At 40.0% G+C, this 15531-nt stretch carries 13 protein-coding genes; 5 read left to right on the forward strand and 8 right to left on the reverse strand.

Annotation, left to right across the window (positions count from 1 at the left end; genetic code table 11):
• Nucleotides 1-235: 235 nt before the first annotated feature.
• From LDO51_RS18705 to tssK, 7 genes are all read right to left on the reverse strand, one after another.
• A complete protein-coding gene (locus tag LDO51_RS18705; protein WP_225575765.1) occupies nucleotides 236-637 on the reverse strand; it encodes a hypothetical protein in 402 nt (133 codons plus the stop codon).
• A 212-nt stretch (nucleotides 638-849) separates the two neighbouring features.
• The gene (locus LDO51_RS18710; protein WP_225575766.1) at nucleotides 850-1401 is read right to left on the reverse strand and encodes a hypothetical protein; all 552 of its coding nucleotides are present in this window, start codon (nucleotides 1399-1401) and stop codon (nucleotides 850-852) included.
• A gap of 22 nt (nucleotides 1402-1423) precedes the next feature.
• Complete coding sequence (locus LDO51_RS18715; protein ID WP_225575767.1) at nucleotides 1424-4939, reverse strand: hypothetical protein; 3516 nt, start codon at nucleotides 4937-4939, stop codon at nucleotides 1424-1426.
• An 11-nt stretch (nucleotides 4940-4950) separates the two neighbouring features.
• Nucleotides 4951-5511 carry a DUF3828 domain-containing protein gene (locus LDO51_RS18720; protein WP_225575768.1) on the reverse strand — a complete coding sequence of 187 codons (561 nt, stop codon included), beginning with the start codon at nucleotides 5509-5511 and terminating at the stop codon, nucleotides 4951-4953.
• Between the two features lie 17 nt (nucleotides 5512-5528).
• Nucleotides 5529-7886 (reverse strand): type VI secretion system Vgr family protein, encoded by a 2358-nt coding sequence (locus tag LDO51_RS18725; RefSeq protein ID WP_225575769.1) that lies wholly within the window; start codon nucleotides 7884-7886, stop codon nucleotides 5529-5531.
• 49 nt (nucleotides 7887-7935) lie between these two features.
• Complete coding sequence (gene tssL, locus LDO51_RS18730) at nucleotides 7936-8589, reverse strand: type VI secretion system protein TssL, short form (RefSeq protein WP_225575770.1); 654 nt, start codon at nucleotides 8587-8589, stop codon at nucleotides 7936-7938.
• The gene (tssK, locus tag LDO51_RS18735; RefSeq protein WP_225575771.1) at nucleotides 8586-9935 is read right to left on the reverse strand and encodes a type VI secretion system baseplate subunit TssK; all 1350 of its coding nucleotides are present in this window, start codon (nucleotides 9933-9935) and stop codon (nucleotides 8586-8588) included. Before tssK ends, tssL begins: the two co-directional genes overlap by 4 nt.
• A 528-nt stretch (nucleotides 9936-10463) precedes the next feature.
• Between tssK and LDO51_RS18740 the strand changes: the two genes are divergently transcribed.
• The 5 genes from LDO51_RS18740 to LDO51_RS18760 all read left to right on the forward strand — a co-directional run bounded on the left by LDO51_RS18740 (nucleotide 10464) and on the right by LDO51_RS18760 (nucleotide 14593).
• Entirely contained in the window at nucleotides 10464-10838 is a 375-nt protein-coding gene (locus LDO51_RS18740) for a hypothetical protein (protein WP_225575772.1), read from the forward strand.
• 486 nt (nucleotides 10839-11324) lie between these two features.
• Nucleotides 11325-11969 (forward strand): CPBP family intramembrane glutamic endopeptidase, encoded by a 645-nt coding sequence (locus LDO51_RS18745; RefSeq protein ID WP_225575773.1) that lies wholly within the window; start codon nucleotides 11325-11327, stop codon nucleotides 11967-11969.
• A 148-nt stretch (nucleotides 11970-12117) separates the two neighbouring features.
• Nucleotides 12118-12555 carry a DUF3592 domain-containing protein gene (locus LDO51_RS18750; protein WP_225575774.1) on the forward strand — a complete coding sequence of 146 codons (438 nt, stop codon included), beginning with the start codon at nucleotides 12118-12120 and terminating at the stop codon, nucleotides 12553-12555.
• A 209-nt stretch (nucleotides 12556-12764) separates the two neighbouring features.
• Nucleotides 12765-12962 (forward strand): hypothetical protein, encoded by a 198-nt coding sequence (locus LDO51_RS18755; RefSeq protein ID WP_225575775.1) that lies wholly within the window; start codon nucleotides 12765-12767, stop codon nucleotides 12960-12962.
• Between the two features lie 395 nt (nucleotides 12963-13357).
• Nucleotides 13358-14593, forward strand: a complete 1236-nt coding sequence (locus LDO51_RS18760) for an SLC13 family permease (protein WP_225575776.1) — start codon at nucleotides 13358-13360, stop codon at nucleotides 14591-14593.
• A 49-nt stretch (nucleotides 14594-14642) separates the two neighbouring features.
• Here the strand turns inward: LDO51_RS18760 and LDO51_RS18765 are convergent, their stop codons facing one another.
• Nucleotides 14643-15380, reverse strand: coding sequence for a cyclase family protein (locus tag LDO51_RS18765; RefSeq protein ID WP_225575777.1), 738 nt, complete (start codon nucleotides 15378-15380; stop codon nucleotides 14643-14645).
• Nucleotides 15381-15531: the final 151 nt, after the last annotated feature.

A 15531-nucleotide genomic window follows, 5' to 3' on the forward strand; every position in this document is an offset into this window, starting at 1 on the left:
ATACTCGCGATACTTGAAGTTACATGTTGTCAGTGTCGCTTCATGCCCATAAGGCTCGGGCTGTGCTGTTGCTCAAAAATGCAACTTGAAGTTTATTGAGTATAGATGCTATTTCACATTGTGATAAATCGATACCACTGTTCCTTAACCTAGCTCAGGTATCTCAACTTTTATGCACTGATGTTAATATTATTAATATCGATGCCATTATAGATAATACTGATTTTTCTTTGCATTAATGCTTAGGCAGTTTTTCCAAAGGATGCCAAATGTCATTGTAGAATAATGGGCTTTTTACAAAATACTGTCCATTAACCTCTTTAATGGTAAATTGTGGTGGATTTTCGTCACACTCATACTCATTATTTTTATTGTAAATCAAATCAATCTCATTTTTATTGTACTGGACGTCATAATTTCCATCACATCTAAAAAGCTCATGCCAAGATGATATAGCTAAATTCACTGTTCTATTGTCAATGAAATTGAACGTCCAATTGATAAAAGATGTGTTACCATCATTTAATTTTTCACCTGTATATTCATATGAATATGTGCCGTGGATTTGTTCTATTGAATAAGATGAAAAAGAGATGGCCAGTAATAATACTGCTGCTGTATAAATTCTATTTAGCAACCTGCTTCTCCTTTTTAACTGCATTATTTATTATGCATTACACGCTTGACTTTAGATTAGTGCTTATTTCTAGTCTTATTGTATCGTACCTTGATTAAATTAACAAAATCACCTCATCAATTTAATCTAAATGAGATGATTTCCTGACCTTATATTCCTCGCAAAAAAGCCGTTGTTATTACTCAGTAATATGAATATTTTAAGATGAATGATCATTGAGCTGAATATAAATATTCAGGGCAGTTACTTTCAACATCGTAACCGAGAGAGTAATATAGTTTAAGATTGTTAGGTTTGTTTTTATCATAAAAATAAAGCCCTTCAGTGCTCAAACAAGTTGCAAGCTTTAAAGTAAGATGGCTATATTTGATAGTAAAATTTGATGAATCCTGGGCTGTGAAATGAATTTCAGGCTTATGATTTTTGCTATAAACGAAAGCAAAAAATAATCCATCATTATCGTCATTTAATTCCTCCCTGTAATTATACTTAACTAACGGAAGACCATTTTTCGAATTATACCCATCATTTCCCTGTTCAGTTTTTTGAAAGTCACGCCCTTTCAATTTGTAACACTTAATTTCACTGTTGTTATATAGATTATTGACACAGACTGTAACCATTTTATTGTTTAGGTCAGTTTCAGTTGAGTACAATATTTTTTCATTTAGTGAATAGGAAAAAAAACCAATACTTAAGATATTTTTATCCAGTGCAAATGTCAGGCCGCTATAACAATACAATATAAATAAAATATATTTCATTTACTCACTCCTGTTTTTAATATTAATGAGCATCATCAGACCAATGAGGCTCATCTTTAATTAACTTACGAACCCCAAAAGATGCTCCAGTATCAAAAAGATTAGTGAGATTTCTAATTGAAACGTTAGCACCACTACCGTTAATCAAACTTTTTCCAATAATATTCGTAATTGTCATATCAATAGCTCTTCTCTGAGTGTGCCTAGAGGTCAATGATGGTTTATATTTAATAGAATATGCACTAACCATTTGCTTCGCAGCTCTTTTTGCTGATGTTAAATCACCATTGTGCGTCCAATCAATATTGACCCCTTCTTTTTCAGGAACTTTATTTGGGTCAAAATTTTCCCGCGAAATGACATACGCATAGTGCATAAGGTAAGCGCGTTCTGGTGGCCTGAATGTGGCAGAAATTCGTACACTCCCCCCCGCATCTCTTATAGCTTGTATAAAGCGGGTGACTGATGAGGAAAATTCAGGTGTCAAATCATTAACGTCGACGCTTGTCGGAAACCGACTAACCCAGTGTATGCCACTTGGCTCTTTTATTTTTATTGTATTACCCTGTTCACCGAAGCATGTACAATTATTTATTAATTGCTGGCCTTCCGATATAAGTCCATTTAACCTAATCAGCAATTCTTTTCTTTGTATTATTCCATCATTATTTCCATCTTTTGTATCAATGCTTTTATTCGCTTCATAAAATCCCTTCCCATCTGATTTATCTTTTTCTATGCTGTACATAGGATAGTCATCATCCTGGCCCACAGCTTCTGGGCAAAAGATAAATAAATAAACATCATCAGGAGATTTCACTCTGTTCAATATTAATTTATTAGAGAGAAAATATAATTTAACAACGTCTAACTGTTCCAACTCATCCATTAAGGCTAGGCTTTGTTTTGTATAGTTTTTATTATGGATATTGTTTATCTGAGTTATCGCTGCACCTGTGAATTGAATTAGACCTACAGCATTGGTTTTTGCAATTGAAGGATCTGAGATGATGTTTTCTCTAGGTACTCCTTGATATCTCTTTTTTGTTTTTCCACTTGAATCAGTATATGGAAGTAATTTTATCACTGAAGATGAAAACGTTCTTGATGTTTCCGCTGCAATACACGCCATTAAAACATTGGCATAATCATACTTTTTCTCCCCTCCCCATAGTTCAGAACAGATTTGCAAAACTTTTCGTCTAAATTCGCACCCTTTTGCATCTCCTAATTTTTCAGAAACAGTTTTACCCCATATTAATTTGACACATTCATAATCAGCTTTAATCGCAGATAAAAAAACCAATGGATGCATATGCCACACATTCGGACCTAATTTTTCGCTGGCCACATCCTGCATCCAAACCATACTATCGAGAAACTCTTCGCTGTAAGAACGCCATAAAGGCGCTTCTTCACTGAGTATATTTAAAAATTTTTGCCAAACACTATCACTTTTCTTGTAATACCAATCGCTGGGGTGCTTGACTATGGTTTTATTGACGATATGGGAAAACATCGGGTTATGAAAAGCGCGGCGGTATTCCTCGGGTGAGTAAGTTTCTTGTTTATCCGATTTAATCTTATTAATTAACCGCTGATAATTATGGGCGATAATTCCTTTTTGCGGCACAGAGGAACCCGTGATTTCGGCTTTAATACTTTCATAAACTGAGCTGATAAATTCAACTTGGGGTTGCACATAGCCATTTAAGTGGTCAAATGCATCTGCATTTGCAACCAAGGCTTTAAATCCTAGCTCTGCAAGGTCGTATTGGGAAAGAATTTTGGTGAATTGATAAATATTTCCTTTAATTTGCTTCTCTTGATAACCTATAGCCCCTAACTTTGTCTTAGCTATTGGTCCAAAAGTCTCCTCTTTTGCTTTTTGTTCCTCAATTTTACTGAGTTCATTTAACGTTATTTTCGGTATTGCCCCTAAATATTCTGGTAGTAAGTAAAACTCTTTATTATCTTTGCCTTTTTCTGTTTTTAACTCACTCAGTTTAAATATTTTTTCCCACTCAACAACACGCTCCGTTTTTATAAAATCATCACCTTGCTTATTCCACAGCATTAAACCTGGTAAACATTTCAAATATTTGGGTTTATCCTGCCCGACCTTCTCGGGGTTTTGCAAAAACTGAGGTAAATTATCATCGGCACTAAAGCACTCAATATGCACTTGATAACGTGAATCAATTCCTTGCTCTTTGGGGGCTTGATAGAACCCCATATGACCGATACTCTCACCCGCCTTAATGGCTATTGGTGTCGTTAAACTGACTACTTTATCGAACTGCATCATCTCTTTTGAGGGGCTAGCTAATTGCCGCCACCAACCCGGCTCTATCTCAGGCAAAATGTTATTGTTATCCACCAGCGTCCAACACTGAGCCCCAACATTTAATTTTGATGTACCTGCTATTTTTTCAATCGTCACCAAGCCATAAAGTCGCTCATTTGCTGCTTTAAGCTGGCATTGACTATCATGTTTATCCCAAGAAACGATTGATCCTTTTGGTAGCGAATCTAATTTGTTTTGGTCTTTATAAGCCTTAGTGCCTGCAACCGCTTTCCATTCTGGTGAGTAGGTCGGCAGCTTATCTTGTGTAATCCATGTGGGATTGGCTTGATAGGCGGAATAAGGAGCAAGGTGCATATAGAGGGTATAAAAATGCAGTCCGCTCTTTTGTGTTTCACCTGGTTGGATATAGTGGCGTACCAATACAAACGAACCAGATAAATTTAAGCTGCCGTTTTTCCAACCTAAAGGCAGATAATCTTGATTCATTCTATAGGCAACGATTTCACCATCCGCCATACAGCGGATGGCTTGCTGCCCTTTATAAGGAATGGGAAAACTCGCCTTTTCGGTGATGGCATTGCCACTTAAAGCACACCATGGCGTCGTGGCGTTGGTAATATGGATACCGCTATGCCACATTCCATTACGACCTAATAGATAATTTCCCGTTGATTCTCCATTCACATGCGCCATGATTTCATCTAGGCTTGAAAACTCTTGACCTCGTTCATTTTTAGGAATGGGGTACACAATTTTTATTTGTTTGGCACCTGTTTTTTCGTCTTTCTTTTCTTCTTCGGGTTGATTGCCGGTGTAGCGATATAATACAAAAGGTGTTTTTGCAGTTCGGTATGCTTTTCCTGGATAGATCCCATATGCCTGTTTAAAATCAGAAACCCATGACTGACCATTATACATTGCAATGTGTCCATCTTCATGTTTACCGGGTATCCGTTCTATAACAACAACATCACCAACTGCTTGTCCAGAAATCGAATATATTCCATCACTGATTACTAACTCTGCATTTTCAATTGGTTTAAAGCCTTGTTCAACCAGTGAGGGGCCATAATCACAGGCTGAAGCCAATAACCCAGATCTTGGCGCTGGTATTCTTATTTTTATACCTCCAGCTTCAATGGCTTCACGCACAAATGTTGCACAACGACTGATACTACCTGATTTTGCTTTATTATTTAAATGAGTGACAGCTGTCTCAATATTCCACATAATCCTTTCCCTTAAACTTTTGTCACTTGATTGATTTTCCAGTTACTTCCCTGCTTAATTAAAATAATCTGTAAATTTAATATTGGATCTGTACCATCACCTAAAATCAAATCTATTTTTGAATGAGTCGCAGTTTGTTCATTTTTTAATATCACAATATTTTTTTCCCAAGAGGGATAATTATCCTGTGATTTTATAAAATAATTAACATCAGTCTCAATCCAAGCCCCTCCCCAGTCACAAACAATATTTCCACTATTTATTTTACATTTTTGTTCTTTTTTGCAGATTTTTTCCAACTCTTTTTCATCTACATCTGAGTCATAGTTACATATTGATGAATGGTACAACTTTAATGTTAATTCAGGGGTTACATAGCGTTCTATTAAACATTCGTCATTTATATTTTTGAGATAACCTTCATAAAAATTTTCAACAACTTTTTCTGGTGATAATATAGGCAATGAATTTTGCATAGAAGTTGCTCTTTCATTATTGATAGCTTCATTAGCTGAACTTACTATAGGCCATAAAGCTATGATAAAAATGAAAGTACGGACTAACTTTGCCATTTTAATATCCTTATTGATTAATCATGCAATGCGCGATTAGACACTAACTTCTGTGTTTCAATATCCGTCACATCGAACTGCAACGTTTCACACGCGATATCAGCCCCCGAGCCTGGCACCACATAGTTCGCTGCTTTAATGATGTAATCTCCCGACGAGCCATGCTCAACACCTTGTCCGCTCAGTTTTAGGTATGATCCCCCACCATTCAGGGTCAGCGTGTGGGGTGTCGATATCACAATTTCATCGTCGCTGCTGGTGATGGTGATTTGCTGCTGGGCGAAGAAATCCATCGTATTGTGTTGGGCACTGATTTCCACAGCGCCTTGGTTTGCAATGATTTTCACTTCTTCTTTGTGAGCAAATAACCCTAAGGCTTTTTCAACCGCAACCGATAGGTTTTGCATCGCGCCAATGTCAAGATGCTGCCCTGCGTTAACCATCGTGTCACCTAAACTATTTAATTGAAGGTGTTCACCGGACGTTAATGCAATTCCTTGCGGCGCACTGGCAAGTAACACGGCGGATTGTAACTGCTGTAAACGAGAATCTAAGAGGTCGATTTGCGATTGAACATCGGCAGCGAGTGCACTGGCTTTTTCCGCTGTTTGTGACAACGTTTGCATTTGTTGGTTAGCTTGCTGAATTTGCTGCACGGCTTGGGTCATGTCCAGCACGTCCCCTTGTGCTTTTGGTTGCTCATCAGCACTGATAAACAACCCTTTTCCTGCGCGAATTGCACCGTGTTCGTCAGTACGTAATTCAAACCCTGCTCCGCGCTGTTCTCGCTGCGCATTAACCAAGTGACCTAGATTGAGTTGGGTCTTGCCATACTCCGTCGCCAGTTTGATATGTTCTTCCTGACGCTTATCTTCCATGCGCAGTTTGTTATTGGCCGGGGTTCTCAGCACATTGCGGGTATGGTTATCGCGTGTTACGTGATCGGGATGTTCCGAATCATGCTGCGTATAAGCGATATACGGTCGATCGAGATCACCACCATCAAACTGTACAGAAACTTCAGTTCCATCCAGCAGCGGGGCATGCCAACCATAGGTGTCTCCAGCATATGGCTTGGCTAAACGCAGCCACAAATAAGCAAATCCCGCCTCAGACGACTCTCTATCAAAATCCAATTTCACTCGATAACGTCCGAATTCATCGAGCCACGCATAGGTATCGCCTTTCTCACTGCTTTCCACTCGAGCAGGCAACGTACCGGCAATGATAGGCCGAGGAAGTAAAGGAGGTCTAAAACAGACGGCTTCACGGTAGAGTTGCCCAGTAAACTGCACCTGAAGGTTAGAATCCCGAGCGCCACGATGGCGAACATGGGTGATTAACACACCGTCTTTCGCCAGTTGAGGAAAGCTTCCGCTCATTTCTAAGACTTGACCAGGCGCCAGCATTGGGCTGGTTGAATGCCCCGATACCCACGATTGGGCATTAAGCATGCGTTCATGGCGTAGCTGAGAAAAAAAGGCACCACTTTCAGGGGTATCAATATCACCGACATTCAAGAAAGGTTCCGCATAGTGGTACACTTCCCCTGTAGTGACTCCCTCAAACCCTGAAATTGCTTCAGTGCTATCTTGAGGCGTTAATGCTTGGCGGTAGTTATAATCACGGGTTGCGACTCCCTCACTGACCACCTGATGCGAAATTTGCAATCCCCAGACACTGTCTTGCCCATTGTCACTCATACCTGATTCATGGCGATAAGGCAGTGAGACACCAAACTGGTAGTGTTCTTGGGCGTCATGGAAAATCACTTTATCCAATTCTAATTGAGTGTCCATTTCCATACGCCAATAAATGCCGACTTCAGCAAAAAGTCGTTGGATAAAGGCTAAATCCGTTTCCCGCCACTGGGTAACCAGTTCTCTGACCGGATATTCACGAGAAAGCTGAAACTCAAAGTCTGCCCCCTCCAAACCATGACGGCGCAGCACCTTTTCAACCACTTCCATGACCGATTGATTTAAATACACTTCACTGCGTTTGGTGTACCGAAGTAAGGCAATACGTGGCATTAATACCAAGCTGTACCGGGTTTCATCCATAGACGTTTTCAGGTGTTTGAATTCACTGATAACCCCATACACCGTTCGTATCGATTGATTAGGAAAACCGGGCAATAATGGGGTTTGATAGGTAAAGGTCCCCGATTTCAGTAACATCTGCTCAGGAGTGATATGCGCATTGGTGCACGTTACTGTCACTTCATATCGCCAAGGTTGACTGAGGGCCTCTTCAGACTCAAAGCTGAGTACATCTAAGAAATCAGGGCAGTCTTGAACTGTTAAGTGATAACGGGCATGAGAAACTGCGTTCTTCACCGTTTGTGTTAATGCATTGATGACTGAATTAGGCATATTCTATTCCCTCAGAAATGGACACGAAGTGAAAGTAAAGGCGAGGCGATTACACGACTGACAACAATTGATTGAGCCATGTTTGACCGCCCCAAGTGATGGCGGTAATACCAATAAGCAACAACGCGATCCAAAACCCGAAAGAGCGCATCAATTTTAGACTGGATTTTTGCTGATGCTGGATAACTAACGGCAAAGCAGGTTGTGGCAGTGAAATATGTGCTGTCAGTTTATCCATCAATAATTTTTGCTCCGGAGTCAGCGCTTCTGCTGTTGCCTCGTGAGCGTTAAAACCGAGCATCAATACACGATGGAAGCAGGTTAATACGGCATCATCAGGGGCGATTTGTCCTAACACCGACTTAATACGATCCCATAACGCTTCCCCTGCATCCAGCGATGAAAAATAGCGGGCTTGCAAGGGCGCAACTCGCCAAGCGTAGAATGCTTCCTTTTCACCATCCCCCCGAGCCAATTGTTCCATCGCAGTTTTATCCAATAATGCACATTGAGCATAGATAATGTGCTCAATATTCTCGGGGGACAGTTTTGTTTGCTCCAATGCACATTTCACCGCATCAATTTGTTGACAACACTGGTTGTAAAGGGACTCTGAATCCGGGTTATACCGACCGTATTTTAGCTGAGTCACCATCAGCCAGGTTTTTGCCATGAGCTTGTCGATATCAATGTATTGACTCATGAGCGTAATACCGCAAATAGTTCTAATTCTAAGAAACCAAATAAGGAAGGGACATACAGCATGCAGACGCCCTCTTCCAGCATTTCATGCATCGCTGGTGAGTTCATATCGAGAGCAAAATATTGATTTTCCATACGGACAGGTAACGCGGCGGGAACACGATCGACTGGAGTGAGAGGGATACCCATTAAGGCTTTACTGTATAGCGTGCTCACGGTATCAGGCGCACCGATTTTACACAGTGTTGGGAATTTTTCGGCAATCTCCCAGGCGGCTTTATCGGAACGAACCGATAGATAGAAATCAGCTTCTTCCCTGAGCCGTAGGTCATGCAATGACGCTCTCCACGTTTGTGGATCGGGATGTGACATTTCAAGTGCAATCACACGAGAAGGCAGGCTGGTTTCTAACAAGGTGCTCAGCAAGTCAAACAACGGTGGGAACGTATTTTCGAGAGAGTCATGGACATAGGCAGGAATGGTGGCAAGATCATGCTCTAACGAGAAGGTTAATAAACTCCCTGCCAGACGCGTCAATTCAGCCCAAATTATTTCAGGGTGGCGCTGTGGGTAGCGTTCATAATTCATCAGAACATTCGCATGGGAGTTTAAGGCGTTTAACAACCAAAATAAGGAAACATCGGCGACGGCAAAATCGGCTAATCGCTCATTGCTCTCACGACGCATGGCCATCAATCGTTGGCAGCGCGAACGGATTTGCCGATTCAGCAACGCTAACCGTTCTTGTAATTCTCGGCTCGCAGAAAATTGGGTCATTGGGGGAATAAATGTTCTATCCATTACCCAACCACCTTGACCATCACGAGTTAGGCGAGCAATGGGACACGTTTGCCATGCATCATTATTTTCATGTTGAAAACGGACAGCAATATTAAATCTGGCAACAGCCATGGATTCAACATCCTGACCAAACACATCCGGCACATTCACCCAATCTTCCTGATACCGTAATGCACGCTCTGAAAAAGCCCCTTTTTTTTGCACATTCACAATCCCTGATTGAAGGAGCGGTAAAGCCAGCAGCACCACAAGGCTGTCTGTTTGGGATAACGGATCCGAATGTAGCTCTCGGGGTTCAGGCGTGATATCACTGACTTGCGTATCCACTAACGTTCCGTCAGGTAGCCATACCCTTAATTGGTGAACTTGCAAACACCCAGACGACAACAGTGACTCATCCAATTCAACTTTTTCGACTCCCCAAGTAAAAGGGGTGGATAAACCGGAAACACCTTGATTTGTAAATGCCTCCCATCGCGCTTGTTGTTGAAATTGTTGCGGAGAGAGCAATGCGCCTTCATTCCATAATGGGCGGTAAATTTTCATTCAATGATCCTTTTATTTAAGCAAAAGCAATTGGCATTTTGATTCATTTTCCCGAAACAATTCGGCGGCGAGGTGATGTATTCAATCAAACTTAGAAAGTAAAGCATTTCTAATGTTTTGATACGCTACCGCCCTTAGCCGTCACCCAAGGCCCATAAGGTTTAAATAAGCTAATATTGTTCTGACAATTCAATCTGGATTGATAAAAATGTTACTAAAAAATAAGCCACAGCATATGAAATCGTGAATACGATTAATGGATGGCTTAAAATAAAACGTCCATATCCTAAATATGCCGATAAAATTATAGGGATTAAGCGTTAAGTCAGCAATTGTTTTCATCAATTTTCCTTATGTAGTTATGAATACACATAATGAGCGTTATGAACCAGCCAAACTAGACATAAAATGTATTACACGGTAACAAAATGATACAACCTGGAGTGAAGACAGACTTAAGAAGCCATGCTGGCGCATTCAAGGCAGTGTTTTTTGTTATCGATAAGAGATATAACGTAAGAAAACTTAATGGTTGGTATCTGTTTTATAAGTAAGAAATGTTTCATTCCAGGCTACCGCTTAACAGGGGTATCCCCTTCATTTCCCCGGGAAAGAGGATTATCCCGCGTTCGTGATGACGGTAAACCGGTGAAAGTATTAACGTGTGCCATGATGACATTGAAGATTAACCAAATGCAGAGCTCAAAAGTCCAATACAAAGATGAGGTTGGTGCGGAATATATTGGTTTCCAAGGATGGCCTTCACGAAATATCATTGCCAAAACCTGTCAGGTGGGGGAGCCTCGTTGCCCTGTGTATTTATTTCGACAAGGCGATAGCCTCATGCAGTGGGATGATTCCGTCTCATTCAAAGCGACAAGTAAGAACATTGGGTCATGTTAAACTCAATTATGGCCCGCTCTGTAATAAAAGAACATTCAGTTCACTGGAGAAAAAGGAGTTAATCCAATGGCATATATCTAACCGTTGGATTTTAACCGAGTTAGGTTTTCATGTATTAAATAACATAAAAGAGGATCTTTAGCATATTCGAATCCCAAGACGGAGTTCGAATTCAAATCGTTCAATACATCTTCTAAAAGTTTATGCTTCTGAACTTTAATTAAGCAAGTTTAGATTCATTACAATTAAAGCATCAATAAAAAACGAGGGTATAAAAAAGGGTACAAAATAAAATATACACCAAACTATACATTGAAAATCAATGGAATAATAAACAAAATTGACTCCTGCAGGGGACCGATTCTCACCGCCATATCACTCTATTGAATACCTGCCTCTTAATGACGAAAACTAACCAATATTTTTTGGTTTTCAGTTGTTGATATATTAGACTCAACGTTTATAAACAATGGAATGATAGAAATAATGATGTTATCTATGGATAGAGTGATACATAGCTTAATTTGTGTCGGTTTTTTTGCGGGTTGGTACTTAATTCAGTTTGCCGTGCTGGCGTTTCCTAATATCACGACGAGCAATGCGCTTTTTGCTGCTTGGTCATTATTTATTCTGTTATTTCTCTTACCTTACTCCCTATTCTCTCATGCATTTTACCAGAAACGAACTGGGCTAATGCCTTTTGGCACAGTACGGCTTTCAGAACTCTGGTTACCAATAGTAGCAATAATCATATTATCTGTTGCAACCGCATTTTATGGAGAAGATGAAACATGGACTCTTCAGATACTAGCCCTATCGCCCTTGCATCAGTTTATTATGGTTGTGTCTGTGATTTTCGCAGCACCAATTATTGAAGAAATTATATTCAGAGGCTTTTTACTGAATGCCGGAATGGGCTACGGCCCAATTGGTAAGCATACGATGATTATTATCACCTCAGTGCTGTTTGCAATGGTCCACTCTCAATACAATTCACTTATCACATTTATTATGCTTTTTGTGATGTCTACTATTTTTTGCCATGTGAGAATTCAGACAAATTCGCTTCTGGCCCCAATTATGTTGCATGGGATCTATAACGCCGCGGCAATGCTCTTCTTGTATCTCTGAAAGGAGACCTAATTATAATCCAGTGCAATTTCACATAATTTGTGTTTTAAATATTTATAATCTGCTGCTCATTGATATTTACAGTGAGTTAACTTATTGATGCTAAATTCGAATTAATTCTACATTTTTTAATAGGGCTATTTATTAGATGAAAATATTTTATGTGTCATTTGCATCAATTGGTGCAATAGTCCTATCTATCAGCATATTTATAACATCCATAATGTTAGACAGAGACAGGAAATCAATCGAAACAACCGGGGTTGTTATTGGGTATGAATACACTTATTCTGGCTCTAAACACAAGTCACATCTCGTTATTGAGTTCATTGATTTAAATCTAAATACTGTAAAATTCACAAATAGTAGCGGCAAATCCCAAAAGCATACCAAAGAAGAAATTGGCGATTTAGTTACTGTAAGATTTAATCCAAATAACCCTGAAGATGCCTACATTCCGCGCAGTGATCCCTGGATAGTCCTATTTGCTTTAGGTTATTTTTTGGGCGGCATTTTTTTCTTGATTGGTGCTATCCCTCCCGTCATCATTGGTTATAGTCGCCTTAAAAAATACCTGACTAAATAGAATCTGTTCATCGTAAAAATTCAGCTCTAGTACATGTGTGAAGAGGCATTTGCACTAAAGCATTACTGAAAAAACTCAAGCATAGGAAAAAAATAGAAAACCTTTACTTAAGATAGCCTGTATTTATAAACTCTATCCCCCAAGAACTTTCCCAATCTTTCTTCCCCTATATTATTTTGCTCATATTCCTATTTTATGGGCTGGCTACGATGCGAACACTTTTTGCCTTATTGATTGGTATTCTTCTGATAGGCTGTATGATGGAAAAATCGCCTTCCGTTGTTATATCAGGTATGACATCAAACCAAGTGATGTTAATAGAAGGAACGTCAGATGAACAAGCAAAACAGGATGATTATCAGCTAATGGTTTATCATGATAAACAACAACTAGATGCCTCAACTTAAATTGCAGGCCACTAATTTATGTTTAAGAATGGATATTTATTAGAATATTCTACTAAATATTTAAATTATTCTGGCGCAAAAAATTTGCCATTAAGATTAACTGCAAAACAAATATTATCTCAATGGATAGATAGCCAATCCTTGCCAACAAACCCATCAGCTCGCATGAACTAGAGGATAAGCAGACAATAATCACAGGCATGAAGATCGTTATTTTATTATGCAGAAAATACCTCGCTAGCAAATTACTTATCGCTCATTGCTCGAATAACATCGAATTACGAATATCTTAGTTAGACACCATTTACTTAATTAAAAACTAAACGTTTTTTATCTTGCCTGCAATTTTATTCACCGTAAAATCCCCCTAATCTTTCAGAAAAAATGTGAATAATATGACGCTTACCATTATTATTTTTGTCCTGGTCTATATCGCCATGGCATTTGGCAAACTGCCCGGCTTTAAAGTTGATAGAACAGGCGCCGCTGTTATCGGTGCGTTAGCCATGATGGCCATCGACAGCATCACGCCACCTCATGCCTGGAATGCCATTGATTACCGCACTATCGGTATGCTATTTGGTTTAATGGTGGTATCTGCTTCTTTTGTGGTTTCCGGCTTTTATAGTTGGACAGCGGATCGCGTGGCGATGCTCAAAGTCAGTGCTCCTACGCTGCTTGCAGTACTGATCGCCGTTGGCGGATTACTTTCCGCACTTTTAACCAACGACGTGGTTGTCGTCGCGATGACGCCGTTATTGGTCTCCATCACACTCTCTCGCGGACTTAACCCCATTCCGTTTCTTCTTGGATTCTGTTTTGCCGCCAACAACGGTGCAACAGGCTCGCTGATTGGTAGCCCGCAAAATATGATTGCAGCACAAGGGCTAGATATTTCCTTTGTAGGCTTACTACAATCATCGGCAATACCTGCATTATTATCTTTACCACTCACATGGCTGGTATTGGTGTGGTTATATCGCAACCGCTGGTACTTAGCTAAAGAGCCGAGTAATACGCCAAAAACGGTTTCTCCTCCAACACCATTAGATACATGGGAAACCGCTAAAGCTGGAGTGATCACACTGGCGGTGATTGTGGCTTTTGTGATAAGTGATATACCGAAAGAGTTAATCGCATTAACGGCAGCGGGTTTCCTATTACTGAACCGATCCATTGCGTCTAGCGATATGCTTAAGTTAGTGGATGGAAATTTATTACTATTAATCATGGGATTATTTGTCGTCAACGCGGCATTTGCAGGAACAGGATTACCGCAGCAAATGTTGAATGATTTACGTGCCCATGGTGTTGAACTCAATAACCCTTTCATTCTGTTTTTAGTGACTGGCGTCCTCAGTACTATTGTAGGAAATAACCCCTCAGTCATGCTGCTGGTTCCTTTTTTAACGCCTGACGGTAACGCTGATGCATTAGGCGCCGCATTAGTACTTGGCTCTGGTTTTTCCAGTAACTTATTTGTGTTTGGTAGTTTGGCAGGCATTATTGTGGTGGAACAAGCCGCTGCTTACGGTGTGAAAATTTCATTCTCAGAATTTGCAAAATCAGGGGGAATTGTTGCAGTTCTCTGTATGCTATTAGCCACCGCATGGATTTTGTTCGCGTTATAAAGCTGGCGCCTTTCTCAACTTATTTAACTGAGAAAGGCGTTTAAGAAGATCAGGGAAGAATAGCAAATGAGCGAACAGGAAACCCACTCGCATTATTGGGTTTAGCTACGATATTAAAAATCACGGCGCCACGAGTCGGTAATTGATCCAAATTCGCCATCAATTCTATTTGGTAAGTATCTTGTTCTAATACGTAATATTCACCTAATAACCCGTTATTTTGGCGAAAATCTTTCGCTGCATCAGTATCAAATGTCTCATGCCCAATGGCTTTAATGCCACGCTCTTCAAATAAAAACTTAAGCGCATCCATACCCCACCCCGGAATTTGGTTATTACCTTCAGCGTCTTTATTATCCATGGCTTCCTGTGAAGGCCAACGCTTATGCCAATCTGTACGTAGCGCCACAAAACTATCCGGCTCGATTCTCCCATGTTCACGCTCAAAAGCTAAAACATCGTCACGAGAAAAAGCAAAATTAGGATCTTGTACGGCTCGCTCAGATTGGTCGATAACAATCAGCGGTAGGACTAGCTCTTGCAGCTCCAATTCATGTAAAAAACGTTTTCCTTCAACAAAATGGCAAGGAGCGTCGATATGCGTGCCGTATTGCCCAGGAAAGGTAAATTGCTGAGCAAAAAAGCCGTCAGAGTAGCCAAATAATGTTTTAAACTCTGCAGAGTCAAACATAAAGAAATGAGGAGAATCTTTATCAAAGCTGTGCGTTAAATCTACCCATTTTTTGGATTTTAATACCTTTAGTGCATTTAAAACCTCGTTAGCCATCATTTTTCCCTATCTGGTTTTGGTCTTTATCAAGACAGTTTTATTTTGCTGTTTTTATTTATTCTAAATAGGTAATAACCAACTCTATGGCATTTGTCTATCTTTCTAAGCGATTTGTTGCCAATTCTTTCACCGAATTGGCAACGAGAAC

The sequence above is a fragment of the Providencia alcalifaciens genome, from assembly GCF_020271745.1.
GTDB classification, from domain to species: domain Bacteria; phylum Pseudomonadota; class Gammaproteobacteria; order Enterobacterales; family Enterobacteriaceae; genus Providencia; species Providencia alcalifaciens_B.